Raw genomic sequence first — 24,612 nt, 5'->3', positions numbered from 1 at the left:
TGCATAAAAAAAGAGCGGCTCACGAGAACCGCTCTTTTTCTTTATACCTTACGCATGTGTTTTAGACTGTAATTTATCACGAAGCACCATTTGAAGGATACCACCGTGACGATAGTAATCAATTTCAACTTCACTATCGAAACGAACCAGTACTTCAAATTCTTTTTTGTTTCCAGCTTCATCAGTTGCTGTTACTTTTACAAGATCACGTGGTTTTACTGTTTCATCAACTGCTACTGCAATTGTTTCTTTTCCAGTTAAACCTAATGTATCCGCGCTTTCACCATCTTTAAATTGAAGAGGTAAAACACCCATTAATACTAGGTTTGAACGGTGAATACGCTCAAAGCTTTCAGCGATTACTGTTTTAATACCTAAAAGATTTGTGCCTTTTGCTGCCCAGTCACGAGAACTTCCCATGCCGTAATCTTTACCTGCAAGTACAACAAGACCTGTACCTTGCTCTTTGTATTTCATACAAGCATCATAAATGCTCATTACGTCATTTGTTGGCCAGTACGTTGTCCAGCCGCCTTCTGTACCAGGAGCTACTTGGTTTTTAATGCGGATGTTTGCAAACGTACCGCGCATCATCACTTCATGGTTACCACGACGAGAACCGTATGAGTTAAAGTCTTTTGGTGCTACACCGTTTTCTTGAAGGTAAAGACCTGCAGGTGATGTTTTAGCAATTGAACCCGCTGGTGAAATATGATCCGTTGTCACTGAGTCACCAAATTTCGCTACTACGCGAAGCTTATTTAACGGTTCTACTTCACCTGGCTCTTCTGATAAGCCTTCAAAGAACGGTGGGTTTTGAATGTATGTTGAATCATTCTCCCACGTATAAAGAGCATCTTCGCTCGTTTTAATTTCATTCCAGCGCTCATTGTCATCGAATACACGCTCATACTCGTTGCGGAATAGTTCAGGCGTTACGGTACGGCTAACCACTTCTTTAATTTCATCTTGAGAAGGCCAGATGTCGCTAAAGAATACTTCATTGCCGTCTGTATCAATGCCGATTGGATCTTTTTGTAAATCTACATCTACCGTTCCAGCCAGTGCATATGCTACAACAAGCGGCGGAGAAGCAAGGTAGTTACCTTTTACTAATGGATGAATACGTCCTTCAAAGTTACGGTTTCCTGAAAGAACAGACGTTACAAGCAAGTCGCTTTCTGCAATCGCTGCTTCAATTTCAGCTTCTAATGGACCAGAGTTACCGATACAAGTCGTACAGCCATAACCTACGATGTTAAAGCCAATTTTATCTAAGTATGGAAGCAGCCCTGAATTTTGAAGGTAAGCCGTTACTACTTTTGAACCTGGTGCTAAAGAAGTTTTCACGTAAGCTGGAACATCCAATCCTTTTTCTACCGCTTTTTTCGCAACTAAACCGGCTGCTACTAATACGTAAGGATTTGATGTGTTCGTACAGCTTGTGATAGCCGCAATGGCAATGGCACCTGTTTTCATTGTTGTTTCTGAACCGTCTGCAAGCTTAAACGTAATTTCTTTATCCGCGTCTTTAGCATCAAGTCCGAAGCTTTGATTGCTAACAGGAGCTGTTAAAGCTTTCTTGAATTCTGTTTGCATTTGAGAAAGTGGAATTAAATCTTGCGGACGCTTTGGACCTGAAAGATTTGCTTCAATCTCAGCAAGATTAATCTCAACAACATCAGTGAAAACTGGATCTTCATTTTCTGGTGTAAAGAATAAACCGTTTGCTTTTGTATATTGTTCGACAACCTGAATGTCTTTTTCATCTCTTCCTGTTAAACGCATGTATGCTAATGCCTCTGCGTCAACTGGGAAGAATCCACATGTTGCACCGTATTCAGGAGCCATATTAGCAATTGTTGCACGGTCAGCTAATGGAAGTTCTGCTACGCCAGGACCGAAGAATTCAACGAATTTTCCGACTACTCCTTTTTGACGAAGCACTTGCGTAACTTTTAACGCTAAGTCTGTAGCTGTAGTACCGTTTGGTAATTCACCAACAAGTTTAACACCGATTACTTCAGGAACTGGGAAATAAGAAGGTTGACCAAGCATGCCTGCTTCCGCTTCAATACCGCCAACACCCCATCCTAAAACACCGATACCATTAATCATCGTTGTATGAGAGTCAGTACCTACTAGAGAATCAGGGAAAGCTACGAATTCACCGTCTTCTTCAACAGCATGAACAACGTTTGCTAAATATTCTAAATTTACTTGATGCACGATACCAGTAGCTGGCGGAACTGCACGATAGTTATTAAATGATTTTTGAGCCCAGCTTAAGAAATTATAGCGCTCTGTATTACGTTGAAACTCAAGGTCCATATTAATTCGTAATGAATCAGCTGTACCTGCTTTATCAACTTGTACGGAGTGGTCGACAACGAGGTCTACTGGAATTTCTGGATTGATTTTGTCAGGATCTCCTCCTAAATCAGCCATTGCTTTACGAAGTGACGCTAAGTCTACAACCGCTGGAACTCCAGTGAAATCTTGAAGAATAACACGAGATGGTTTGAAAGGAACATCGATATCTTTGATATCTTTTGTTCCCCATTTTGCAAGGTTTTCGACGTGTTCTTTTGTAATAACACGGCCATCTACCTGACGAAGAACAGATTCTAATAATACTTTAATTGAATACGGCAGCTTAGATACGTTACCTAAACCTGCTTCCTCTAAAGCTTGTAAGCGGTAATAATTATATGTGCTGCCATTAAGATCGAATGACGAACGAGCGTTAAAAACGTCTTTTTTAGTCATTGCTTTTACCCCCTTAAAATTCTATGTATAAAGGATTTTCTTACCCCATCCTCTATTCCCTTCACCATCTATCTTAATATAATATTATACATAAGTAAATAAAAAGAATGTTATTAATTAACATAAGTTTCACTTATAACCTTTTTCCATCTTCCTTTTATTTTTCTAATAATTCATATTTCATTGATTTTTACGCATGCTAGAAACGGAGGTGATTCAACATGGCTAAACGCAAGTCAAACCACGTCATTCCTGGAGCTAACGCGGCTAGCGCTCAAGGAAAAGGAGCGGGTTATAATGAAGAATTTTCAAATGAACCATTAACCGAACAACAGAAACAAAATAATAAAAAACGCAAAAAAAATCAATAAAACACTCTCTTATTGGATATACTAATCACTAGTTAGAAAAGCAAAATCGTTTAACTCCATGAAATCTAACGAGAAGGCGTCATTATATATGGCGCTTTTTTTCTGTTCCCATTTCCTGTTTTTGCTAAACCTATTTTTAGAAAGGGGAATTTTTCATCGGATAAATCCCCTGTCACTATCCCACCCTAATAAATGAAAGGGAGGGTTTAACTATGAACAAAAACAGCAGCAAAGACATCAGAAGAAATGCGCCAAAAAGCAATTCTGGACAGCCCGAACCGCTAAGCGGATCTCATAAAGTAAAGAACCGTAAGCATTCTCGTCAAAAACACAATAGCGGACATGATATGTAAAACAGCGGCAAGCTCTCTACAGAGCTTGCTTTTTTATGCATGGAAAAGACAGCTAGGACTTCAAGCTTATTCTTTGCGCAGGAGTTCACTAAGTACATAAACGCGCATATGATAGTAAAGTGAAACAGTTTAAATAATGGAGGAACGCAGAAATGAAAAACAAGCGTCTGCCAGCAGACCAAATGTTTGTAAAAGGCTTTCAAGAGTTGTTAGAAATCATGCTTTCAAATCCCTTTATGAGTTATTTAGATTATGATTCCGTTCGTATAGATTTATTTGAAACGGAACAATCATTTATTGTCGAAGCTGAATTATTAGGATATCACCCTAAGGATATTATCGTTCAGATACAACCTGACCATTTACAGCTGACAGCCAAAAAATACTGTATTAGAGAATTTCATGATGAAAAGCAAGGAACGCTTGCAAGAGAACAAATGGAAGAAAGCGTTGAACGTACAATTGACTTTCCATTTTTATTGTTGAATAAAAAAATTACCGCTACATTTAGTAACGAAATCCTCGAAATTACGATTTCTAAACATGAGACAAATGAATCTAATCAGCAAATAGTCCCTATTGAGTTCCAATAAAGCTGCAGATGTTGTCTCTGCAGCTTTATTGGAACTATTTAATTGTTTATTTAGCACATAGTTTTTTTAGAAAGTTTTCCTTTTCAAAACCCTAGGATATCTAATTGGTTTTACGGCACACTACTAAAAAAGAGTAAAAGGAGAACGTTTATGCTTCATACTGCTTGGAAAGGTAAAATCAGCTTTGGATTAATTGATATCCCTATTAAACTCCACGGAGCAATTGAGGAAAAAGATGTAAAGCTGCGCACGCTACACTCCGTTTGCCATACACCTATTCATCAAGAAAAACATTGCCAAACGTGTGGACGAGAAGTAGAATCCGATGAACTGGTTAAAGGATACGAAACAGCGACCGGTCAGTTTGTTGTACTTTCACAACAGGAAATTGACAGTGTCAAAGGACCCTTCGCAGCAAACAAAGCTGTTGAATTGTTACACTTTGTTTCATTAAATGACATTGATCCCCTGTTTTTTGATAAGCCCTACTATATCTCTCCTGGAGAAACGAGCCTAAAAGCTTATTATACGTTGTTAAATGCGCTTGAAATAACGAATAAAGTCGGTATTGCCAATGTATTTTTATATTCCAAACAGCAAATCGCCATTATTCGTTCCGTGGGCGGCTCTCTCGTTCTTCACACGATGCATTTTGAAGAAGAACTTCGTTCAGTTACAGATGTGCCTAACTTATCTAGTACTTCTTCTATTAATGAAAGTGATACCCAAGTGACGGTGGAATTAATTGATAAGCTATCTACTTCTTTTAATCCGTCTATTTACAAAAACAACTACCGAGACGCCTTACAAAACGTCATTCAACAAAAAATAAATCAAGGCGAAGTTACAAAAAGCAGCGAAAGTGAAGAAAGAGACATTCGACATTTGATGGAAATGTTAAAAGTGAGCATAGATCCTTCTACTTTACAGCCGACAAAATCAACAGCAGAGAAAAAAACGTCATCTTTAAAAAAGAAAGCATAAAAAAAGCTAACGAAGAAGTTCGTTAGCTTTCATTTGCAACAGAAGTCTTAGGAATAATTGCTCCATATGACGCCGGTATTTTTAAATATTGCGTTACTTGATCATTTTCCACAAAAACAATAAAGTTATCTTTTTTATCTTTTCCAATACCTTTTGCTTTTGCTTCAGACCAATTGAAGCCCAGCTTTTCATTTACCTCACTGCGGGTCGTTTCCGGTCCAAAAACATATACTTTATCCCATCTAAAATCACATAATTCATTAAAATCAAGGATGGAAGCTTCTTCTTTACTTTGATTTGTTTTTTTAATTTCATTAATTACGGTTTGCTGAAGTTGCGCTTGGTTGCGTTCGCTGTATACCCTGTCAATAAAAAAAGTTGCCAATAGCGCTACTAACGTGAATAGTAGAATCTTTTTCACTTCGTTGTCCTCCTGATACGTTCTCTGCACATGATACGACTTCTTTTCGATACGGTTTTATTCTCTACTATTCTAGAAAATTCAACAGGAAAATACAACTAAAATCTCGAAATGTCATCAAAACATAAAAAACTTAACACTATGTCAACGCATAAAAAAAAGGCTTGTTCACGTTCTACCTATTTACCTAATCAGCGCTGAAAAGATTTGGTTCTTCCGTACAAATAGTTTTAATAAATTCTTCTACTAGCCCTTCCTCTCCCGGCAAAAAAGGCAGCGCACCCACTCCAACGCGTTCAATACTTTTATAAAAATGATGCTGCTTATAGCCTTCTGCTTTCCCTGGAAACAGCACAACCGCTGTTTGTACCGGTTTTATTCCATTTCCCTCTACAATAGCGTCTCGGTAACGATGCATGGTATTAATATCTTCTTCTCTAGGTGAAGGCGTATCGTGATTTGGTTTGATACGATACTTAGCGTCAAAAAGGTATACACTTTTTTTCTCCCCTTGCTTTACTTCAAGCAGTAAGTCAGGCTTTTGAATAACAGTATGAGTATGATGGTATGCTTTCTGATACCATAGCGTGACTTCTGCTTTCCCCACTTGAAAACGATGATAAGACGGCTGCATCCTGACGTTCAACCCTTGTTCTGTCGTTGTCATGATGTTTTGTTCTATCCGTTTGCCGTAAATTTGCAACTTCTTTAAAAGACTAACATACGTCCAGTATTCATAGAGAGTTGCGATATCTTTTAATGAAAGGTGGTAAAACTCTCCGTTAAGAGCCAACCCTCGCGTTAAGAACATAAAGTATCTGCTTGCTTCCCGGTAGCGGGGTGCCGTACGCAGTGTAGAAGAAAGCGTTGAAACTTGTATGGTCTTCACTCTTTGCCAGAACACATTGTTTAGCAGCCTTTTTAATTCGGTATGATTAGTTTCTAGAGCCGATACGGCTTCTTTTTTTACATATCTATCTTCTATCAATTTGTCAATTAGTGTAGTTAGCTTGTGATACAGCTGCGTCATCATCCATTTTACACTTTGATTTTCCAGATTATCGTAAGTAGACACATGCCTGGTGCCAATCGCTTTTGTGGGTACTACTTTTATATTTCGATCAATTTTAATCCCCCTGCTTGAAGGTGCAAGATAGGTAGGGTGGGTTCGGACAAAAGATATAGCACGGCTATCTTGTTTTTTTATTTGATCTCCTCTCATGAGCTCATGTTCAACTTTTACCGATTGAAACGGCTGATTTTCAATCTGACGCACAGAATGAAGAAAGGGTTTCATATAGTGAGAGAGAACATGATAAAATTCTGTCCATGTTGCTTGCTTAGACCAAACAGATTTGGCTTGAATATATGTTTTACGAAGCATATCGTATGCCAAATCATGAATGTATTCGTTCACTTCATCGACCATGTGTACATAGTCTGTCTTGTAGCTCATCTTTGAAGGGAAAATTTCAAGAGTAAAGGAGAGCTCTTTTTCTCTTTCGCTGTAAACATGAAACGTAGAATACCCTACCTCATTTTGAAAGCTTATATTTCCCGTCAAAATGTAGGGAAATCCTACGCTTTGAAAGCTTTGTTCAACCCCTTTTGAATCGTGGTTAACAAACAGTCTTGTTTGATTTTTAGAAACAACTGTAATTTGATAGGTTTCATTTTCAAAAAATAAAGGCTCAAGCGGCGGTTTTGAAGTCATCATGCCTTTTGTTTGATTTAATACTTTTACATGTGTAATTCCTTTTCCTGTACAAGAAAAAAACATCATTTCTTCTGCAGATTTTATTTTTTTCTTATTTTTCCCTTTTATAACCACCGTACACGTGTCAGTTTCAATTTCAACGTACGGTATTAATCCAAAATGACGTGTATCCGTATACTTCAAAACGTCTCATCATCTCCATTATTTTGCGTGCGCTTTTAGGAAATCTCATCCCATCTGCATTTACGACAGCTGTCTCAAATTCATCATCGAGCAGCGTATTTGTACAGTAATAATAAAGATTTTTTAATAGGTCAAATGTGTACCCATCGCTTCCTGAAATACGAGGCAAAACTTTTTGCAAAACCTGAAAATCAAACGCCTGATCAAATGTAAACATTCCGCTTTTCACCGCGTAAATTAAATAAAAGCATATTTCGTCGCGTACGCGGTAACCTATTTGTAAATCGACTTCTATAAGCATCTCATTGATGGTTATCAGTTCATTTGTTACTTCGTGAATGAGCTCAGCATGTTCAACATACGCATCTTTTAAGTGAACGTATTGACTGTGAATTTGTACATTTTCAATACTGTGCCGAGGTGGATCTCTATCATCTAAAAAATCAAAAGAATCTAGCTGAATCTTATTCAGCTCAATGGTGTTGGTACGATCTAACAACTTTTGACTGAACCCATGAGTTGTTTCATCCATATTAATCGTACCAATAATGAGAAGGTTAGACGGCAAATAAATATCTCGGAACATCTTATGTCCAGGAAATAAAGGAGCTGTTTTGATTTTCCCTTTTGACCAGCTTCTGCTTTCCATCACGCTTAAAATATCGCTAAAATAATGTTCAACTCGAGCTAAGTTCATTTCATCCAATATGGAAACATATGTATAAGCTGGATGCTGAATGGCTTGCTGTATAATCGACAGAAACGATCCTCTGCGAAAATCTCCTCTTAAATCAATATACCCTAATAAATCTGAACTATCGTGCCAATCGGGCCGAACTGGAATAAGCACTTGTCTTCCATTTTCAATCGTAGCACCGATACTATCTGCCAAGAGCTGCGCAAGCTTTGTTTTTCCCGTCCCGCTCATTCCTGATAAAACAATAAACGGCTTGGTCTTTAAAGCAAAGTAGGCGTTGGCTATATCTTGTCGTTCGTATGTAAATCCAGATTTCTTAATATACTCATGAATGTGGACGATGGCGTTTTTATCGCCCATCATCTCTTTGCTCATTCCGTATGTTTTTATATACTGTTCATGCATACTCAGCAGTAAATGCAAATCATCTTGAAGCTGATCATTGTTAGGTAAGTCTGCTATATTGTAAGGAAGGTAAAGAGCTACTCTATCCTCAAAGCTTTTCGCTTCCATGCTTGTACCAATGACAATATGATTATCTTTCAATACGCGGGCATGTTCAGGAGTAAAAAAACGAATGTCTTTCAGATCAGTTCCTTCCCCTGCATCTCCTTTCATCATGACTAAGTAAATGCGCTGACCGTCTTCACTGAATAAATATGCTACTATCACATCACTCTCTATATTCTTATTAGCAAGAGTCACGTAAGGAAATGTTTCAGCGTGGTGGCCCGATATACGCATTTCTTCTCGATTTATATGATCCAATCGATAAAGAGAAATCGGAAGCCTGCGTGTAAGCATATTTTCTACTTCGTGTTTTACAAGTACGTCTCCACCCATTTGTTTATAATGTTCCGCTACATAAAGCAGCCGATCGCGCAAACTCATCGAATTCTCTCCTTTCTGCCTTCACTGCAGTTTGTAAAAATAAAAAGCATCGTCAGCTGACCACGCAAAAGTTTCGTTTCTTTTATTATAGACGCTTTCTTCGTATCGTAAGCTATTTTATAACGTTAGAAAACACTACATTATTCTTTTCTCTACTTATCTCTACATATATGTTTATGTTCATTTTAATGAAACATGACAGAAAAGAAAAGCGTTAGGGGGCTTAATGAATGAAGAGGTAATGATACGAACAGAAAATTAGGCAGCTTCTGTACGCAGTGATACAATCGCCATTATGCTACACGATTATTTAATGTCTGATGCTTTTGGCTGAGTAAAGAAAAAAATAAAAATAACCAGCGGCAGCGCCATAAGAAAAATACTCGTCTCTGAAGGTCTTACTGTAGGTATATCCGTTAATGACATCTTGATCAGTCCTTTGTAAATTTTTCAACTAAGTCAGGATTTACATAAAAATGTTTTGATACGGTACGATGAAAAAACTGAGAGGATTGATTTAGTTCACTTAATGCAGGTTCTGTTTTAGGAACGCCAAAAATAGGTCCACTTACATTAATGGTAAACCTTCCAGAAGAAATAAAGGCGCCCGACACATTAATCTGGTTATTAAGCAGCAACGCCGCAAGAATTACATCAATCATATCAATAATGATATTAATTCCCGCATCTCCGCCTTTTCCTTCTATTCGGCTAGTTCCTGTAATAGGTCCCCCTACTGAAATACGAAAAGCTCCGGGTGTCACAAATACGCCTATAATTGTTATTTGGCCAGTTAATAATAATATAGCTGTTACTACATCCAGATTTCGTTGAATGGCAAAGATCAGTTCCCTTTCTTTGTCAAAGCCGCTTTTCCATTCCACATTCTCCACACCCTTAGCACATACTATTCTAAACACGTGTAAATGTTATTCTATTTTTTCTTTTTCCTGTCTCACTCCCGCTCCGAAAAGTGTAAAACAGATTTTACTGCGTCTTCAATTTCTTTATATCCTGTACATCTGCATATATTGGAAGCAAGCCACTCCTTTATAATATCGTCACTGCCTGAAGGATGGTGTTTGGAAAGCAAATGAGCATTCATGATAAAACCCGATGTGCAATAACCGCACTGAAAAGCAAAGTGTTCAATAAAAGCTTTTTGCATAGGTGAACTCTTCAGCCCTTCTATAGTCATTATTTCTTTCTCTTCTGTTTCTGCCGCTAACATGAGGCAAGATTTCATTGGCCGCTGATTTATCCCTACTGTACAAGCTCCGCAGTCCCCGTTTAAACAGCCTGGTTTTGCTCCGGTAAGGCCCAGCTTTTCTCTTAATACATAAAGCAACGTATCTGCTGTTCGGATATCAACCATTTTTTCTTCACCATTAACCTTTAGCTTAATTGTTATTCTATACCGTTCATCTTTTAGCACATTACGTTCCCCCCAACTCTGTGAAAATATCAAACAATAAATTTTTAATCACAAATTTGCGATAGCGATCCGACCCTTCTCCATCATTCAAAATCTGAGCGGGTATATACTCAAGAGCAGTTTGAATTCGAGCTTCTAATGGCGTTTCTTTATGATTTAGCACTTCTTCTATTTCTGCTGAGCGAAAAGGAAACGAACATACTCCGCTGAAAGCTACTCGAATGGTTCCTTCTGTTTTTAACGCTGCTATTGTCACTAACGGATATCCTGTATCCCACTGCTGGCGCTCTTTTATACTCATATATGGCCGGGCAGCATACTTCGTTTCAACAAACACCTGAACAAGAAGTTCTCCGTTTTTCAGCTGTAAACGCCGGTTAAAAAGGTCGTGAATCGAATAGATATTTGTTCCAGCAGGACCTGCCACCGCAAGTTGACTATCCGTTAAAAGCAGCGGCAATACCGCTTCTCGATAAAAAATATGCCCACAAATATTTCCTCCTAGCGTTATTTTATTTCGAGCCGTGTGATCAGCCACTTCGCTAGCAGACTTACTTAATAAAGGAAATAAGTTTTTCTCTTCCAGTTCAGTTAACGTTACTCCTGCACCAAAAATCATCCAATCTTCATTAGCTTCGGTTTGTTGAAATTCAGGTATATTTTTTATATCAATAACAGCATGGGTAACAAACAAACCCAATCTGCCTAATGTCAGAACTTCGGTGCCGCCAGCATAATACCGCGGCTGTTTGCCTTGATTCTCTAACTCTTGAAACAAGGCAACTGCTTCTGAAACAGTTGCAGGTTTATAGTATTCAAAGTCAAACGAAATCATCTGCATTCCCTTCTTTCATTCTCCAAATCAATTCTGGAATAAGAGGAAGTTGATTTAATTCTGTTTCTGCTGCCACCGTTAAGCTGTTTCCTAAAGAAGCCGGCATACCAAGCAGCCCGTGTTCTCCGACTCCTCTAGCTCCGTACGCCGCATCTAATTGAGGCGTATGAACAAAATCTACTACGTACTCCGGATGCTCTCCGTAGCGAAGAGGACGATATTTCCGAAGCTGAGGATTTAAAATACGGCCATTTGAATCAAACCAAAATGTTTCTCTGCCTGCAAACGATAGTCCCATACTCATCGCACCCATGACTTGCCCTCTTGCCATTTTCTCGTTTAGCACGGTTCCTATATCAATAACAGAAATAGCTTTTACAATACGATATCTATACGTTCTAGGGTTATATTCCACTTCAACTCCTTCAGCTGCTACCGTCCATTCAGGCCCTGGACGCCCAGCTCCTGTTTCTTTATCCAAGTAGGTCATGCCTCTTAAAATATAGTTTCCTCTCCCTATGATTTGCCCTCCAATTGCATTTCCGTTCGGATATTTATAGCCATACACAATTTCTTTAAATTTCAAAGAAGTCTCAGGCTCATCCCGTAAAAAAACTTTTTCATTTTTTATTTCGATATCTTCCTCAGAAGCTCGAAATATACAAGAAGCTATCTTTTTTAATTGATTAATCACATCTTCAGCCGCTTCTAAAACCGCTCTTCCTGCCATAAAAGTGCCTCTGCTAGCCACCGTTTTCCAATGTTCAGGAGTCGTTTGAGTATCTACTTCCATTCGCACATGAATACGTTCCACGGGCATCTGCAATTTTTCAGCCAGTATTTGCGCGAGCACGGTTTTTGTTCCCGTGCCTAATTCAATAACGCCAGACATTAAATTTACGCTTCCATCCGGATTGAATGTGAGAATAACACCGGAACCTGCGTTTGTTTCAATAGTGGAGGTTTTCCAGACGCAGCTAATCCCTTTGGCAGTAATAAGGCCGTTTTCATGAACCGTTCTCTGTCCTTCCTCCCATTTGATCAGCTGCTTCAAGCGACGAATACATTCCGGTAAGTTACCGACGCTGCTAGAAGTTAAACGGACTTGCGTAGGCGTAGTGTCGCCCGGCAAAATAGCATTTTTTTCTCTAAACTCCAAAGGATCTATACCTGCTTTTTTAGCAAGGATGTCCATCGTGCGCTCAAACGCAAATAATAGTTCGGAGTGGCTAAATCCTCGAAAAGGAGAAGCGTAAGGGTGATTTGTATATACACATAATGAATCACAAAAAATATGTTCAAGCCGATAAGGTCCCGTACAGTCAGCTGCTGCAGCTTTACTCAGGTCTGTTCCTTTATCTGCATAAGCACCGCTGTCAAACAAATAAAGAATGTCAGCAGCCTGCAAGAGTCCCTCTTTAGAACAACCTAGCTTGATTTTGGCATCTAGACCTATGTGAGCAGGCGAAGTGAGCATATCTTCTTCTCTTGTATTTAATATTTTAACCAGTCTTCCACCAACAGCTTTTGAAGCTATATATGCAAGCAGCTCCAGCTGGACAGCTGCTTTTCCTCCGTAGCCTCCTCCTACTAGCGGTGTTTCAACAATCACTTTTCCCGCTTCAATTTCAAAGTACTCACTGATTAATTTTTTCACCATAAAAGGAGCTTGAGAAGAAGTAATAATTTTAACTAATCCATTTGGAAGAATTTCAGCAGCCGCGCTTCTTGTTTCCATTGCCGCGTGATCTGAAGGAGATAAAGAAAACGTTTCTTCAACTATTAACTCGCTTTTTTGCCAACCTTCTTCCATATTGCCTTTTCGTATTTTAACTCTGTTAGCTACGTTGGTCCCTGGCTCTGGATATACCGTTTCATCATGCTTATAGATGTGCATATTTTCATGCACCAAAGGAGACTCAGACTTAATTGCTTCGCTAGGAGAATGAACGACAGGTAACGGCTCATATTGAATATGAACAGCACTCGCCGCACGCTCAGCGAGTGCAGGATTTTCTGCTACTACAAGGACTACCGCTTCTCCGTGATACCGCACTTTTTCAAACGCAAGCGGTCGCCGGTCACGAACTCCTTCCCCGGTTAACGGCAAATGCTCACCGGTCACAACCGCGTGAACACCGGGAGTAGCAATCGCTGCTTGAACGTCTATTGCTTGAATCCTTGCATGAGCGTAAGGGCTGACCACTATTTTGGCATGCAGGGAACCTTTAAAACTGTAATCATTTGTGTACCTAGCCGTACCCGTTACTTTTTCTAACGCATCTTTTCGAATCACGCTTTTCCCAATAACATCCACTCTTTTCACCTCCATCAATCAAACCCGTCTACATTTCTCTTTATATATCTTTTTAATGAGTTCATACGCTTGTTTTGTATCAACATCCATAAAAAAGGAAGCGTCGGTACATTCATAAAACATTCCATTTCCAGGTCCGTTTTGCCTTATAATTTTTCTTGCTCCTTGATCTCCTTGCAGCTTATCCAAGCTTGAAAACATTTGTTTTGAAAATAAAACCGGTGCTCTGGCAATTCCTTGATAAAAAGAAGAAATAAACGGAGAGGAAAAATGGTTCTCAAACAGAGAAACAAATGTATCTATCAGCACGATACTTATAAGAGGCTGATCTGCCAGCAGCACAATAATAGCATCAGCGCTTAATTCTTTTGCTTTTTTTAATCCGCATTTTAAAGACGCAGACTGACCTTTTAAGGCGCTACTACAAGAAGTATGACTCCACTTCTGCTGATATGCTTCTGAAAAAAGAATAGGGTCAATCCACTCAAGAGAATCTCCTTTCTTTGTGACTACTATCGTATGATTTACTTTTGAACAAACCGCTGTTCGTAAAGCTTTACTCCCTAAACATCCATTCCCTAAAGGCAGCAGCAGTTTATTTCTGCCCATCCTTTTACTAGCTCCTGCGGCAAGATAAACAGCAACAATATTTAACCCGGACATTTTCATCCCTTTTTTTCATCATACATTCGGAGGTTTTGAATTAGTTCAGCAAGAATACTAACAGCAATTTCCTGCGGTCCTACCGCTCCTATAGAAAGTCCCACCGGGGAATGAATATGTGAAGAAATATCAGTATTCAATAATCGAAGTGTTCGCTTTTTAGATCCTAAAACTCCTATATACTTTACAGATTTTGATTTTAATAGCGAGAGAATTTCTTGATCGCGATAAAAATTATGCGTCATGATCACAACAAAATTATCGCTCTGCACGGACAATTGTTTGTCTACTTCCTCTGGGAATCCAATCTGTATTTCCTCTGCTAGCGGAAAATGTTCCTTATTACATAAAGCTGGTCTCCAGTCGCATAAGGTAACAAAAAAACCCGTATTGGCAGCAAGTGATACTAAATATTTTGCATCAGCACCTGCTCCCCATATAATTAGACGAGGCTTCGGTTTATATAGATGAGTATATGTGAGCAGAGAGCAATTTGAAAGTTGAGTACCGCTCTTTTTCCCATTCCAATCATCTGTTGCAAAAGATGATTGGTCGCTATTTGCACCAAATGTTTCGCCCGTCTTTTCTACATAAAAAGAAGTTGTTTGAATAAAGTCTTTTTCTAATTTTTTAATATGTAAAACAGGATTTCGGTTATCTAACTGACGTTTTACCCGCAGAAGATCTTGCTTCATCTTCGCAGTTACAGGTTCTAGGAGAATATAGAGAATTCCATTGCAGCCTGCTCCTTGTCCCCACCCCGCATCACCTTCTTCTTTTAAATTGTACGTAACGGTTAATACGTGCTCAGTATCGAACAACTCTTTTACGCGCTCAGCAAGATCTGCTTCTACACAACCAGCGCTTAACATCCCAATGTTCTCCCCGTTTTCTTGAAACAGCATGGACGTTCCTTCTTTTAAATAAGAGGATCCTTCTACATGAATAATCGTTGCCAACACGCTTTTTACTGTTGATTTTTCTACAGTATGTAAAATGTCGTGCATTTTTATTATTTCCTCCTTTTACTACTGATTTTTTAAAATCTTTTCACGTTTTGTGGAGAACTAAAATACGCTACAGTAGGCTACTTCTGCTCTCGGAATGAATCCATGTATTATTCATATTTTCAACGAAGCTACAATAAGCTTTTAAAGACTTAGAAGAACTGTCGTTTGAAAGGAGAATAGTATGCTATTTGACTCAACAAAAATCAACCTAGGAAAATTGAACGTTCGCAGTGCTGATCAAGCAAGCAGTATTTCTATTGGAAATACGTCAAAAGTTACAAGGTATGTAACAGCAAAGAAAAATCAGGCCTTCGGACAGCAGCTCGCTGATCAATGTTTTTCAGCAGGATCTGCTTACAAAACTGTAGATAATGATTATGTGGATGCATTTGCAACAAAAAATGATAAATAAGGAGGAAACCATATGATTTTTTCACCTATGGTCATTAACTTACAAGCCTTCAAAGTGAACGTTCTGGATAATTCATCCGTTTTAAGTATAGGACCTAATCAGCAGCTTGACGTGTTCGTATCTTATAAACGTAATCAAGGACTAGGAGAATCAAACGGAGATTTTTCTCCAAACGTAACTCCGTTCTCATGGATTATAGATTCAGATGTAAACGATTCAAACTCAGTTAAAAACAGCGTAATTTAAGCTTCTACACCGCCTCTAACGAGCATGACTACTAGCAGCATACCTTCATCTATTCGTCTACTAGTATTCAACCTGATGCCTAATAAATATAACCTGCGTCTGAACTGGCTATATTTATTAGGCTCTTTCTATGAAATGGGTACTTTTTGAAAAGACGATGGGCTATCAATTTGATCACGATCATCAACACAGCTTCTCGTTCCTATAAACCCGCTATCATCACCGAAATTTTGCCCAAACCCCTGTGTTTTTTTATCTGAATTATTCCAGTCTGCTAGTAAATTCTGTCCGATATTTACCGCAGACGCATTTTCAAAGGAATTTATCTTTAGCATTAAAATATTAATATTTATAGATGCACCTGACATTTAAACCACCCCCTTTTCAAACTATATTCAAATTCCATCTTTTTATGATGTGTGGTAAGGAGGAAACCATATGGACTTTGATAAACTTATGCAATGGATGGAATTTGCTAAAAAATATCAAACAAACGACTTTTGGAACGGTGTTTTTGATCAAACTGCTTTTAACGAATTTATGAAAGAAAATATGGATATGACTGCCCAGGATTCGCATCAGGCTCCTCAACCTCCTAGAAGTAATTTTCCACCTATCGACATTTATGTTACTCCTCACGAGATCATTGTTATCGCTGACCTGCCTGGTTATCTAAAAGAAAACTTGCACGTTTCTGTTTCAGGCAGCCGGCTTCTATTAAAAGGCTCGCCCCACCCTCTCATTACAGGGCAGCCTGTTGTACAAGAACGACCTTCTGGAGATTTCAACCGAATTATCGAATTGCCTGAGCCTACAGATGCGCATCATCTGCGTGCAAAATTTGAAAATGGACTGCTTATTCTTTCTTATCACAGGCAGTTTTTTCAAGAAGAGCGTATTCATATTGAATAAGGTTTAGTAGTTTTACGAATGAAATGTAATGCTGCACATAAGCATTTATAAATGCAAAAAATTTAATATTAACTCCCAAACTGAATCAATATGTATTTATCTAACTGTGATTACAGAGGAAATAAGCCCAAGATGAGGAGAAGCGAAATGTCTATGAAAGGATTTTTCAACCCCAAACAGACTAACCAACATCTTCAAACTGAGCTAGCGGACTTCAAACATCAAATCAAGCGTATTAACACGCTTGAAGTTCACATGAACCGTTTTTTAAAACTCGAACCGCAAATGGGTTCTCTCATAATGTTCAAAAAAAAGCTGGAGGCTCAGCCAGTGCTTTCCAACGATTCTTCATCTTCACAAAGAGATGCTCACAAAAACACTGAACAATCATATACAAAAGACATGCAAGAGACTGCTAGGCAGCTTCATTTTTTAAAAGAAAAAGTAGCGCAATTGGAACAAATCATCTCCACGCAAGACCCTCGCGATAAAAAGAAAGAAGCTGTGCCTTATCCGGATATAGCTAGCTTAGTAGAACAATCTGTAGAGAAACAAATGGCTCCTTATCTCGAAAAAATGACCGAACTAGATAACAGAGTTTCAGCATTAGAGCGAAGCATGTCGCTTTTAACTGAAGTACAGGTGGACATGCTAAAACGAACGTCTTCTCTTCAAGAAGAAGTAAGATTGATTCATCAAAAAGCGGCACTTTTAGAAAATGCTCCTCCGCCTATTCATATTGATAAATTTTTTCTTGATAAATACGAACAAAACAACAATATTGGCCAAGTGGGCATTAAGGAGCTCGGAGGTGCTTTAAACATCGGAGCTACATACGGAAGCGGAGCTATACCAAAGGATTTTACGGACCAAATCCAAAAAGATATGGAAGAGTTAAAAAACGCTAAATCAGATATTTCTTCTGGTAAACCGAAGCCTGCACAAGAGGATAAAGAGAATTCTTCTTCCGCTTTCAAAAAAGAAGAAGCGTATACAGAAGTTCCTATTTTTGATGAAGATGATCCAAAGGAAGAGTCAGTCTAAAAAAGTTATAAAATTATATTTAGTTATGACTAGAATTTTTGCAAGCTATTCTTTACACTATAGGTAATAACTTCAAAAAAGGAGATATGCTGATGCCAAAGCTTTTATGGAGAATAGGTGCTGTCATGTTGCTAATGTGTGGAGGCTTTATCTTTTTATTTATTGCTGCTTCGCAAATGATGGTTCAGCAATACAAACCTTTTTTTAGACGCGAGAGTGCATAACTCTCGCGTTTTTTTATTGAATAATATCCTGTTTATGGTAATATATATATCAAAAAGATATAGGTAAGGAAAGTAAATGAAGGAAAATCAAACAACATATGCGATTTTAGGACTGCTTACCACTGAATGCAGAACTGGTTATGAAATTAAGCGGTTAATGGATCGAAGTTTAAATCATTTTTGGAAAATTAGCTATGGTCAAATTTATCCCACTTTACAAAAGCTTGTGAATGAAGAACTAGCGACGGTAAATTCCGTTGCTCAAACTGATAAGCCGGATAAAAAAGTGTACGCAATAACAACTAAAGGAAAAGAAGTTCTGCAAGATTGGCTGCGTGAACCTATTAAGCAGCTCCCCTCAGAACGAAATGAACTTTTGTTAAAACTATTTTTTAGTAGTCACCAAGAAAAGCAGCTCACAATTTCGCAGTTAAAAAACGCTCAGCAGAAACTAACTGAACGCTATCACATGTATTGCGGAATCGAAGACAGCATTTCTAAAAGCCCTTCTCCTGACAGAACGTATTGGCTTATTACCCTAGACTACGGTAAACGAACAACTCGTGCTTCGATGGAATGGTGCAAAGATACGATTAATAAATTATATGATGAGGAGGCGCAGAATTTATGATTCATTCCAATCGTGTAATGGCTAAGCCCGGTCAGGATCTGGTCGTCTTTGTTATAGGAATGCGTATTAATAAATGGACAGCCGTACACAAATGGCTCCCTGTATTTAAAGCAATGCCTCCTATGATTCGAGAGTTGTATGCAAACAAAAATCTTGGCTTTTTATCTTTGCAAGGATCTTTTAATTTAAGAACCATTACGCTGATTCAATATTGGGAGTCAGTTGATCAATTGACCTCCTATGCCAAAGGTCCTCAGCACTTAAAAGCTTGGAATTCTTTTTATAAACAGGCTTCAAAAACGAATGCAGTTGGCATTTATCATGAAACTTACGTCATTCCTGCAGGAAATTATGAATCAGTATATGTGAATATGCCTTCGTTCGGCTTAGCTAAAGCGCTTGGATCCGAAACCATAACGAAGCATACTCAAACTGCTAAAAAACGTTTGAATGTTAAAAGAGGTTAAGACATGACGAAATGAATCCAATCTAAAGACGAACAAATGGGATACATGAGCTGAACCGCTTGTGACGCCGCAGTTGAAACATACGTTCACCCTAACAAAAGAAAAAAAACGAACCCTTGATTAACATGTTTGATCAAGGGTTCGTTTTTCACTTGAGCTAAAATACTTTTTCCTCAGCTTCTTCATTACATTTGTTATACATATATTTTCAGCATTTGATTGGCACCTTTTTGAAATTCATACGGGACATCTGCTATTTCTGTTCCTTTTACTAGAGGTGCAATCTCTTCTAAAAGCTGCGGCAAATAGGTAGAAATCTTGCCGCTCAGGTCCGTTAAAGGAAACAAGCGCACTTCCTCTTTTGTAACGCGTATCAGTTCTTTTAAAGCCTCTAAATGAAACGTATAATCTAACCGGTCGCTGTACATAAATAAAAAGTTTGCACAAAGCGTTAAATCAAACTCGTTCTTTTGAAACGGCAAATTAGGAAGCGCTCCGTACTGATAGGCTTCGGGGCTCTTTTTCATATGAGCAATACAATCTTTTAATGCTCTTTTTCGATGTTCAGTTAAATTATCAATAGATGAAAAATATTTCCACACATATTGCTCCTGTACGTGCTGCATTTGATTCATCGTATGAATTAAATCCAGGCTTCCCTTCTTTTCAAGCTCTTCTGCCGTAAATTTATAGGCAATATCACAGCTAGTAGCCGCCGCACCTTGCTGCAAGGCATGAGCAGTAAAAGAACAGGCTCCGCTAGCACAATCTAACACTTTTTTTCCTTTTAAACGCTTGTCATTCAAATTAAACATAGCTCTATACTCTTCAAACGTTCTGCCGATAAAAACAACTCGGTCAATTCCTAACTTTTTCTCTGCTAAACTCAACTCTACTCAGCTCCTATCTTTTACTTAGACCTTTATTTTACAGAAAATTGGATTAAATTCCAATAGTTTATGTAGTAATTAGGTTAATCACCATCTTTTGAAGCACTAAAAACAAGGCCCAACACATAACTCCTATGGATAAACTCACAAACAAATGAAGGGAGTTTTTTACACAAATATAGACGACAGCAAGTAATAAAATAGTGCCTGGGAGTCCATAAAGAACGCCAAGTGTAAACTGACTGACCACTTCCTTTTTTTCTCCTTGCACTGACAACCATATAATACTTAGTAAGCTCACAATTGGAAGAGCAGCCACGATTCCACCGTATGCCGGAAATCTTTTGGCCATTTCTGTTACCCCTGCAATAATAAGAGCCGACATTAAAATTTTGATGATACTATACATGTTCTGCACGCTCGCTCAATAACTGAAAAGCCTGTTGAATTAGCTGTTTTTCAGATGCTGTCATTTCGCGTAAAATAGCTGATACTTTTTCTTCATCCAAGCTTGAATTCCGTTTTAAGATGTCTTTTCCTGCTTCTGTTAAATGCAGAATTACTTTTCTTTCATCCTGTATATCTCTATTTTTATACACATATCCTTTCTTGATGCTTCTCTTTACATGTTCAGATGCCGTATTATGTGAAATAGTTAAATAATCTGCGATTTCTCTTATTCCAACCGAAGATGATTTGTCGATATGCTGCAAAAGACGTATGGTTTGGTGCGTAATTTTCTCTTGATGCGTATAGTGCAAATGATAATAAATAGACGTCCAATAGCTGTTTAACTCCTCTACTTTCATGATCCTGCTCCTTTATATCGTATTTTTAGTTATTATCGTATTATACGATATATATTACAGAAACGACAGCCAGTTTTCAATACTCCTTTCTTTTTATCTTGCATCTCACATAATAATACGATTTAACAGTTACACTAATTGTACACACTGTGAAAGGCGGTTGTATGACATTGATTCTTCGACTGTTAAAATGGGTTCCGAATCTCTTTACGATTGGAAATTTGCTAAGCGGCGTATTTTCCATAGCCTTTAATATGAACAGCTACGAACGCTTAGCTGCTCTTTTTATTTTTCTAGCCGCTTTTTTCGATTTATTTGACGGCAAAATTGCGAGAAAGCTAAAAGTTAACAGTGAGTTTGGTGTAGAGCTAGATTCTTTGGCTGATATTATAAGCTTTGGCGTAGCGCCTGCAATGCTATTTCATACTCTTTCTCCCCACTCTTGGCTAACCGTACTCGCTTTTATGATTTATCCAAGCATGGGTGCATTAAGGTTAGCTAAATTTAGCGCAAATCCAACCGTAGGTTATTTTATAGGACTGCCTATTCCTTTTCCAGCTCTAATTATCGCACTGCTCGGCATGTTTTATTATGTGAATCCTTATCTTATGATTATTTTAGCCATTTTGATGGTGAGTCCTATCCGGATCATGAAAATTTAGATGCCATAAAAGACAGACAAAATGCCTGTCTTTTATAGCGCTGTCCATTCCTCACACAGCATTTTATGCTTAAATCTCAGCTCATGTTCTCTTTTTTCAAGCTGAGCTTGTAAAGAAAGCCACTCCTTATTATCAGGTGCTGAGCATAATTTTTCTTCAAGAGACAGTAAGGAATCCAGTACGTCTTCAAGCTGAGCAGCAACTTCTCTTTGCTGTTTCATGTTCATTTTTTTCAACAGCAGTTTTTCATTTTTCTTCATTTTTTTCACCTCTTTCTTTTCTTTACCCGATGATGAGTGTTTTAGTATGAAAAGCACGTGATTAAAAATAGTTTTATCGTAGTAAAGACCCTTTAATAGCCTATTTTTTATCTTTGTTGATTATTTAGAACATAGTTTAATAAGATATAGTTACAATTAGTAATACTTTTACAAACCGTGATATACTAAAAAAAAGAAAGGATGATGAATAGAGAATTATGCTGCAAAAATTTGGTTTTTCTCAGTATGAAAGTCAAGTATATGAAGCGCTGCTTGCGAATGAAGGTCCGCTGGATGCTAGTTCGATTGTTACGTATTCGCATGTTCCAAAAGCAAAGATTTATGAAGTACTTAATCGTTTAATTGATAAAGGCATTGTAGTAAATACATTGTCCGGGAAAAAGAAACTTTATTCAGCGGTAGCCCTTCAAACCGTCATTCAAAAACTTACTGCTGATTTTGAAAATGACATTAATGAATTAAAAACATATAAAATTAAAAGAACGTTTACAGATGATCATGTTTGGAGTTTAAAAGATAAATCCTCTATTTCTGCTCACATTGAACAATTGATTCACGAAGCGGAATCTTCTATTATTTTATCGGCTTGGAATGATGAGTTGGAACATTACCGCTCATTGCTAGAAGAAAAAGAGAAACAAGGCGTAAACGTCGAGGTCTTAACCATAGGAAACTTGCAGACTGCCCTCAAACATTTACATACATTAAATCCAATAGATGATCATAAAAACCTTGAGCCGTCGCAGTTGATTATTGTTGACGATGCCTACCTTTTATTTGCCGGCATTGAACATGAGACATGGAAAGCAATAAAAACCATGTCGCAGCCGCTTGTAAAAGTTTTTGCTGATTTCTTTTATCATGATGTCGCACTTACCCATATTACAAAGAAATATCAAGAGCAGCTTCTTCAGGATTCTGAGATCATGGAGCTGCTTACTCGACTGCGATATTAAAAAGGTTACTAATTCATTAGTAACCTTTTTAATATTACCTATTGAAATCCACTCTAAAAAAGGTTACTATTCTAGTTGTAACTTTTTAAAGAGGGGGTTTTTTGATGAATAAAAAAGTTTACATACTTGCGATTGCTTCTTTTGTTGTTGGAACGGTCGAATTAATTCTAGGAGGCATCTTGGACTTAATTGCCGATGCATTTCATGTATCACTAGCAAAAGCAGGTTATTTAATCTCTATTTATTCGTTTGTTTATGCTTTGTCTGCGCCGATTTTACTAAATGTGACGGCTAAGATAGAGCGGAAAAAAGTTTATATGTGGACATTATTTATTTTCTTATTGAGCAATGTATTTTCAGCCTACAGTTCAGGTTATTATATGCTATTAATCGGGCGTATCCTCGCTGCTGCGAGCGGCTCTTTTATTATTGTCCTATCTACCACAATGGCCTCTAGAATGGTAAAGCCTGAATATCAAGGCAGAGCAATTGGCGTTGTGTTTATGGGAATCAGCGGCTCACTTGTTTTGGGTATTCCTCTTGGTATTTTGATTGGAAATGCGCTTGGCTGGCGTCAAGTATTTGTTATGATTGCAATCTTAACTGCTATTATTATGATTACCGTTTGGTTTACAATGGAACGTCTAGCTCCCGCTCCAATTGTACCTTTAAAGACCCAGATAAAAGCTTTACGCAATAAAAAAATGCTTGCTATTCACCTAGCAACATTGTTTGTACTGGCGGGCCATTTAACGCTTTATGCGTACTTCACGCCATTTTTACAAGAAACGCTAGGATTAAATACAACGATGGTGACCATTATTTATGGTATTTTCGGTCTTGCTGCAGTGGCAGGAGGAGGACTTGGAGGAGCTGTTTCTGATAGATGGAACCCTTCTTCGTCTGTTATCACCATGATTGCTCTCTTTTTTGTTAGCATGATTGCTATGCCGTTTGGCGTTCATTTGCCATTCGTTGTGTTCTTGCTTCTTATGATTATTTGGAGTGCGCTCAGCTGGGCGGTCTCACCGGCTCAAAGCAATTTAATTATTCATAGTGCACGCGACACGTCGGACATTTTAATCAGCACCAATGCAGCGATTTCACACGTAGGAATTGCGATCGGCTCCTATGTCGGAGGAATTGTCGTTAATCAATACTCTGTTATTTATAACGGCTGGGTCGGGTCTATTTTTGTATTGCTTGGTCTTTGCTTCTCTCTTTATGCGGTAACACGAACAGAAAGCAAAGCAGATACGCTTCACAGTAAATAAGCTTTTAGAAAAAAAGCGTACACACATAGTGTACGCTTTTTTTGATTATGATTGGTCTCCATGCATTTCAGCTGCAAATTGAGATTCGGATATAACGATAAAACCATGCTTTCTTAACAACGCAGTCGTTACCCCTTCACCGGCTATTTTAACACCTAGAAATGCTCCGTTATATATATGTTCACTTCCGCATGAAGGGCTGTTTTCTTTTAGTACAATAACAGTAGCTTTTATTTCTTTTGCGATGCTCAGTGCCTTATAGGCCCCGTCTATGTATATATCTGTCACGTCTTTTCCCGATTGTTCAATAACTCGCGCATGTCCGTTTATTACGTCTATTCCCGTTCCTTTTATAATTTCTGCCGGTTCTCTGGGCGTGTGAAATCCACCTAATAGCTCTGGACACATCATCACCGCTTCTTTATTTTCAACGAGCGCTTCCATTTCCTTAACTAAGGCACTGCTTCCATTATATCTGCAAGCTTGACCTGCTAAGCAGGAACTAACTAAAATCACAGAATTCTCCCTCCCATAAAAAAACACTTCTCATTCATCATACAGAGAA

General features: G+C 38.2%; 30 protein-coding genes. 14 read left to right on the top strand and 16 right to left on the bottom strand.

Features of this window, described 5'->3' with window-relative positions; translation table 11 throughout:
• Positions 1 to 48: 48 nt before the first annotated feature.
• Positions 49 to 2,769, bottom strand: a complete 2,721-nt coding sequence (gene acnA, locus SCI76_RS01020) for an aconitate hydratase AcnA (protein ID WP_407544913.1) — start codon at positions 2,767 to 2,769, stop codon at positions 49 to 51.
• A 221-nt stretch (positions 2,770 to 2,990) separates the two neighbouring features.
• Here acnA and sspO point away from each other — a divergent pair, with 221 nt between their 5' ends.
• From sspO to SCI76_RS01000, 4 genes are all read left to right on the top strand, one after another.
• Positions 2,991 to 3,140 (top strand): small acid-soluble spore protein O, encoded by a 150-nt coding sequence (sspO, locus tag SCI76_RS01015; protein WP_013083371.1) that lies wholly within the window; start codon positions 2,991 to 2,993, stop codon positions 3,138 to 3,140.
• Between the two features lie 212 nt (positions 3,141 to 3,352).
• Positions 3,353 to 3,493, top strand: a complete 141-nt coding sequence (locus tag SCI76_RS01010) for a small acid-soluble spore protein P (protein WP_013057256.1) — start codon at positions 3,353 to 3,355, stop codon at positions 3,491 to 3,493.
• 152 nt (positions 3,494 to 3,645) lie between these two features.
• Complete coding sequence (locus SCI76_RS01005) at positions 3,646 to 4,086, top strand: Hsp20/alpha crystallin family protein (protein WP_063247891.1); 441 nt, start codon at positions 3,646 to 3,648, stop codon at positions 4,084 to 4,086.
• Positions 4,087 to 4,236: 150 nt separating this feature from the next.
• Positions 4,237 to 5,070 carry a Ku protein gene (locus tag SCI76_RS01000; protein WP_048019234.1) on the top strand — a complete coding sequence of 278 codons (834 nt, stop codon included), beginning with the start codon at positions 4,237 to 4,239 and terminating at the stop codon, positions 5,068 to 5,070.
• A 22-nt stretch (positions 5,071 to 5,092) separates the two neighbouring features.
• Here the strand turns inward: SCI76_RS01000 and SCI76_RS00995 are convergent, their stop codons facing one another.
• The 9 genes from SCI76_RS00995 to SCI76_RS00955 form a co-directional block, all read right to left on the bottom strand.
• Positions 5,093 to 5,491 (bottom strand): hypothetical protein, encoded by a 399-nt coding sequence (locus SCI76_RS00995; protein ID WP_048019233.1) that lies wholly within the window; start codon positions 5,489 to 5,491, stop codon positions 5,093 to 5,095.
• A 187-nt stretch (positions 5,492 to 5,678) separates the two neighbouring features.
• Positions 5,679 to 7,391, bottom strand: coding sequence for a DUF2357 domain-containing protein (locus SCI76_RS00990; RefSeq protein WP_063247890.1), 1,713 nt, complete (start codon positions 7,389 to 7,391; stop codon positions 5,679 to 5,681).
• Positions 7,345 to 8,979, bottom strand: coding sequence for an MrcB family domain-containing protein (locus SCI76_RS00985; protein WP_407544909.1), 1,635 nt, complete (start codon positions 8,977 to 8,979; stop codon positions 7,345 to 7,347). Before SCI76_RS00985 ends, SCI76_RS00990 begins: the two co-directional genes overlap by 47 nt.
• 431 nt (positions 8,980 to 9,410) lie before the next feature.
• Complete coding sequence (locus SCI76_RS00980; RefSeq protein WP_372451734.1) at positions 9,411 to 9,863, bottom strand: hypothetical protein; 453 nt, start codon at positions 9,861 to 9,863, stop codon at positions 9,411 to 9,413.
• A gap of 71 nt (positions 9,864 to 9,934) precedes the next feature.
• Complete coding sequence (locus SCI76_RS00975) at positions 9,935 to 10,414, bottom strand: (2Fe-2S)-binding protein (protein WP_063247888.1); 480 nt, start codon at positions 10,412 to 10,414, stop codon at positions 9,935 to 9,937.
• A gap of 1 nt (position 10,415) precedes the next feature.
• Complete coding sequence (locus tag SCI76_RS00970) at positions 10,416 to 11,249, bottom strand: xanthine dehydrogenase family protein subunit M (RefSeq protein WP_063247887.1); 834 nt, start codon at positions 11,247 to 11,249, stop codon at positions 10,416 to 10,418.
• Complete coding sequence (locus SCI76_RS00965; protein WP_221834055.1) at positions 11,236 to 13,566, bottom strand: xanthine dehydrogenase family protein molybdopterin-binding subunit; 2,331 nt, start codon at positions 13,564 to 13,566, stop codon at positions 11,236 to 11,238. The genes SCI76_RS00970 and SCI76_RS00965 overlap by 14 nt, the downstream gene beginning before the upstream one ends.
• Before the next feature lie 18 nt (positions 13,567 to 13,584).
• Positions 13,585 to 14,229: an NTP transferase domain-containing protein gene (locus SCI76_RS00960; protein WP_168760847.1), complete on the bottom strand. Its 645-nt coding sequence runs from the start codon at positions 14,227 to 14,229 to the stop codon at positions 13,585 to 13,587.
• A 2-nt stretch (positions 14,230 to 14,231) separates the two neighbouring features.
• Positions 14,232 to 15,236, bottom strand: a complete 1,005-nt coding sequence (locus SCI76_RS00955) for an XdhC/CoxI family protein (protein WP_168760848.1) — start codon at positions 15,234 to 15,236, stop codon at positions 14,232 to 14,234.
• A gap of 184 nt (positions 15,237 to 15,420) precedes the next feature.
• On the opposite strand from SCI76_RS00955, the gene SCI76_RS00950 reads away from it, so the two are divergent.
• Both SCI76_RS00950 and SCI76_RS00945 read left to right on the top strand, forming a co-directional pair.
• Positions 15,421 to 15,651 (top strand): hypothetical protein, encoded by a 231-nt coding sequence (locus tag SCI76_RS00950; RefSeq protein ID WP_033579133.1) that lies wholly within the window; start codon positions 15,421 to 15,423, stop codon positions 15,649 to 15,651.
• Between the two features lie 12 nt (positions 15,652 to 15,663).
• Positions 15,664 to 15,897 (top strand): hypothetical protein, encoded by a 234-nt coding sequence (locus SCI76_RS00945; RefSeq protein ID WP_013057270.1) that lies wholly within the window; start codon positions 15,664 to 15,666, stop codon positions 15,895 to 15,897.
• 128 nt (positions 15,898 to 16,025) lie between these two features.
• On the opposite strand, the gene SCI76_RS00940 is transcribed toward SCI76_RS00945, so the two are convergent.
• Positions 16,026 to 16,265, bottom strand: coding sequence for a hypothetical protein (locus SCI76_RS00940; RefSeq protein WP_033579134.1), 240 nt, complete (start codon positions 16,263 to 16,265; stop codon positions 16,026 to 16,028).
• A gap of 70 nt (positions 16,266 to 16,335) precedes the next feature.
• Between SCI76_RS00940 and SCI76_RS00935 the strand changes: the two genes are divergently transcribed.
• The 5 genes from SCI76_RS00935 (at position 16,336) to SCI76_RS00915 (ending at position 19,175) form a co-directional block, all read left to right on the top strand.
• Positions 16,336 to 16,809 (top strand): Hsp20/alpha crystallin family protein, encoded by a 474-nt coding sequence (locus tag SCI76_RS00935; RefSeq protein ID WP_047750864.1) that lies wholly within the window; start codon positions 16,336 to 16,338, stop codon positions 16,807 to 16,809.
• Positions 16,810 to 16,956: 147 nt separating this feature from the next.
• Entirely contained in the window at positions 16,957 to 17,853 is an 897-nt protein-coding gene (locus SCI76_RS00930; RefSeq protein ID WP_063247884.1) for a hypothetical protein, read from the top strand.
• Between the two features lie 92 nt (positions 17,854 to 17,945).
• Complete coding sequence (locus SCI76_RS00925; protein ID WP_013057274.1) at positions 17,946 to 18,077, top strand: hypothetical protein; 132 nt, start codon at positions 17,946 to 17,948, stop codon at positions 18,075 to 18,077.
• A gap of 76 nt (positions 18,078 to 18,153) precedes the next feature.
• The gene (locus SCI76_RS00920) at positions 18,154 to 18,708 is read left to right on the top strand and encodes a PadR family transcriptional regulator (RefSeq protein WP_034266508.1); all 555 of its coding nucleotides are present in this window, start codon (positions 18,154 to 18,156) and stop codon (positions 18,706 to 18,708) included.
• The gene (locus SCI76_RS00915; RefSeq protein WP_063247883.1) at positions 18,705 to 19,175 is read left to right on the top strand and encodes a DUF4188 domain-containing protein; all 471 of its coding nucleotides are present in this window, start codon (positions 18,705 to 18,707) and stop codon (positions 19,173 to 19,175) included. Before SCI76_RS00920 ends, SCI76_RS00915 begins: the two co-directional genes overlap by 4 nt.
• Before the next feature lie 194 nt (positions 19,176 to 19,369).
• Here the strand turns inward: SCI76_RS00915 and SCI76_RS00910 are convergent, their stop codons facing one another.
• From SCI76_RS00910 to SCI76_RS00900, 3 genes are all read right to left on the bottom strand, one after another.
• Complete coding sequence (locus SCI76_RS00910; protein ID WP_063247882.1) at positions 19,370 to 20,065, bottom strand: hypothetical protein; 696 nt, start codon at positions 20,063 to 20,065, stop codon at positions 19,370 to 19,372.
• Between the two features lie 67 nt (positions 20,066 to 20,132).
• Positions 20,133 to 20,474, bottom strand: coding sequence for a DUF3147 family protein (locus SCI76_RS00905; protein ID WP_047750859.1), 342 nt, complete (start codon positions 20,472 to 20,474; stop codon positions 20,133 to 20,135).
• Positions 20,467 to 20,874, bottom strand: a complete 408-nt coding sequence (locus tag SCI76_RS00900; RefSeq protein ID WP_033579142.1) for a MarR family winged helix-turn-helix transcriptional regulator — start codon at positions 20,872 to 20,874, stop codon at positions 20,467 to 20,469. Before SCI76_RS00900 ends, SCI76_RS00905 begins: the two co-directional genes overlap by 8 nt.
• Before the next feature lie 170 nt (positions 20,875 to 21,044).
• On the opposite strand from SCI76_RS00900, the gene pssA reads away from it, so the two are divergent.
• Complete coding sequence (gene pssA, locus SCI76_RS00895) at positions 21,045 to 21,536, top strand: CDP-diacylglycerol--serine O-phosphatidyltransferase (protein WP_196299084.1); 492 nt, start codon at positions 21,045 to 21,047, stop codon at positions 21,534 to 21,536.
• A 32-nt stretch (positions 21,537 to 21,568) separates the two neighbouring features.
• On the opposite strand, the gene SCI76_RS00890 is transcribed toward pssA, so the two are convergent.
• Positions 21,569 to 21,796 (bottom strand): hypothetical protein, encoded by a 228-nt coding sequence (locus SCI76_RS00890; protein ID WP_048019218.1) that lies wholly within the window; start codon positions 21,794 to 21,796, stop codon positions 21,569 to 21,571.
• 218 nt (positions 21,797 to 22,014) lie between these two features.
• Between SCI76_RS00890 and SCI76_RS00885 the strand changes: the two genes are divergently transcribed.
• The gene (locus tag SCI76_RS00885; RefSeq protein ID WP_048019217.1) at positions 22,015 to 22,773 is read left to right on the top strand and encodes a TrmB family transcriptional regulator; all 759 of its coding nucleotides are present in this window, start codon (positions 22,015 to 22,017) and stop codon (positions 22,771 to 22,773) included.
• A 104-nt stretch (positions 22,774 to 22,877) separates the two neighbouring features.
• Positions 22,878 to 24,047: an MFS transporter gene (locus SCI76_RS00880; RefSeq protein WP_063247880.1), complete on the top strand. Its 1,170-nt coding sequence runs from the start codon at positions 22,878 to 22,880 to the stop codon at positions 24,045 to 24,047.
• Between the two features lie 45 nt (positions 24,048 to 24,092).
• On the opposite strand, the gene SCI76_RS00875 is transcribed toward SCI76_RS00880, so the two are convergent.
• The gene (locus tag SCI76_RS00875) at positions 24,093 to 24,563 is read right to left on the bottom strand and encodes a DUF523 domain-containing protein (protein WP_048019215.1); all 471 of its coding nucleotides are present in this window, start codon (positions 24,561 to 24,563) and stop codon (positions 24,093 to 24,095) included.
• Positions 24,564 to 24,612: the final 49 nt, after the last annotated feature.

The sequence above is a fragment of the Priestia sp. HNGD-A6 genome (assembly GCF_045784335.1).
Taxonomy (GTDB): domain Bacteria; phylum Bacillota; class Bacilli; order Bacillales; family Bacillaceae_H; genus Priestia; species Priestia zanthoxyli.
The sequence above is the reverse complement of the archived record's forward strand: the minus strand, read 5'-3'. Positions and strand labels throughout refer to the sequence as shown.

Bases quoted from the DNA above. Each gene is read 5' to 3' on its own strand.
- acnA (WP_407544913.1), bottom strand. From the start codon at position 2,769: ATGACTAAAAAAGACGTTTTTAACGCTCGTTCGTCATTCGATCTTAAT.
- sspO (WP_013083371.1), top strand. From the start codon at position 2,991: ATGGCTAAACGCAAGTCAAACCACGTCATTCCTGGAGCTAACGCGGCT.
- SCI76_RS01010 (WP_013057256.1), top strand. From the start codon at position 3,353: ATGAACAAAAACAGCAGCAAAGACATCAGAAGAAATGCGCCAAAAAGC.
- SCI76_RS01005 (WP_063247891.1), top strand. From the start codon at position 3,646: ATGAAAAACAAGCGTCTGCCAGCAGACCAAATGTTTGTAAAAGGCTTT.
- SCI76_RS01000 (WP_048019234.1), top strand. From the start codon at position 4,237: ATGCTTCATACTGCTTGGAAAGGTAAAATCAGCTTTGGATTAATTGAT.
- SCI76_RS00985 (WP_407544909.1), bottom strand. From the start codon at position 8,979: ATGAGTTTGCGCGATCGGCTGCTTTATGTAGCGGAACATTATAAACAA.
- SCI76_RS00970 (WP_063247887.1), bottom strand. From the start codon at position 11,249: ATGATTTCGTTTGACTTTGAATACTATAAACCTGCAACTGTTTCAGAA.
- SCI76_RS00960 (WP_168760847.1), bottom strand. From the start codon at position 14,229: ATGTCCGGGTTAAATATTGTTGCTGTTTATCTTGCCGCAGGAGCTAGT.
- SCI76_RS00955 (WP_168760848.1), bottom strand. From the start codon at position 15,236: ATGCACGACATTTTACATACTGTAGAAAAATCAACAGTAAAAAGCGTG.
- SCI76_RS00950 (WP_033579133.1), top strand. From the start codon at position 15,421: ATGCTATTTGACTCAACAAAAATCAACCTAGGAAAATTGAACGTTCGC.
- SCI76_RS00945 (WP_013057270.1), top strand. From the start codon at position 15,664: ATGATTTTTTCACCTATGGTCATTAACTTACAAGCCTTCAAAGTGAAC.
- SCI76_RS00940 (WP_033579134.1), bottom strand. From the start codon at position 16,265: ATGTCAGGTGCATCTATAAATATTAATATTTTAATGCTAAAGATAAAT.
- SCI76_RS00935 (WP_047750864.1), top strand. From the start codon at position 16,336: ATGGACTTTGATAAACTTATGCAATGGATGGAATTTGCTAAAAAATAT.
- SCI76_RS00930 (WP_063247884.1), top strand. From the start codon at position 16,957: ATGTCTATGAAAGGATTTTTCAACCCCAAACAGACTAACCAACATCTT.
- SCI76_RS00925 (WP_013057274.1), top strand. From the start codon at position 17,946: ATGCCAAAGCTTTTATGGAGAATAGGTGCTGTCATGTTGCTAATGTGT.
- SCI76_RS00920 (WP_034266508.1), top strand. From the start codon at position 18,154: ATGAAGGAAAATCAAACAACATATGCGATTTTAGGACTGCTTACCACT.
- SCI76_RS00915 (WP_063247883.1), top strand. From the start codon at position 18,705: ATGATTCATTCCAATCGTGTAATGGCTAAGCCCGGTCAGGATCTGGTC.
- SCI76_RS00905 (WP_047750859.1), bottom strand. From the start codon at position 20,474: ATGTATAGTATCATCAAAATTTTAATGTCGGCTCTTATTATTGCAGGG.
- SCI76_RS00900 (WP_033579142.1), bottom strand. From the start codon at position 20,874: ATGAAAGTAGAGGAGTTAAACAGCTATTGGACGTCTATTTATTATCAT.
- SCI76_RS00890 (WP_048019218.1), bottom strand. From the start codon at position 21,796: ATGAAGAAAAATGAAAAACTGCTGTTGAAAAAAATGAACATGAAACAG.
- SCI76_RS00885 (WP_048019217.1), top strand. From the start codon at position 22,015: ATGCTGCAAAAATTTGGTTTTTCTCAGTATGAAAGTCAAGTATATGAA.
- SCI76_RS00880 (WP_063247880.1), top strand. From the start codon at position 22,878: ATGAATAAAAAAGTTTACATACTTGCGATTGCTTCTTTTGTTGTTGGA.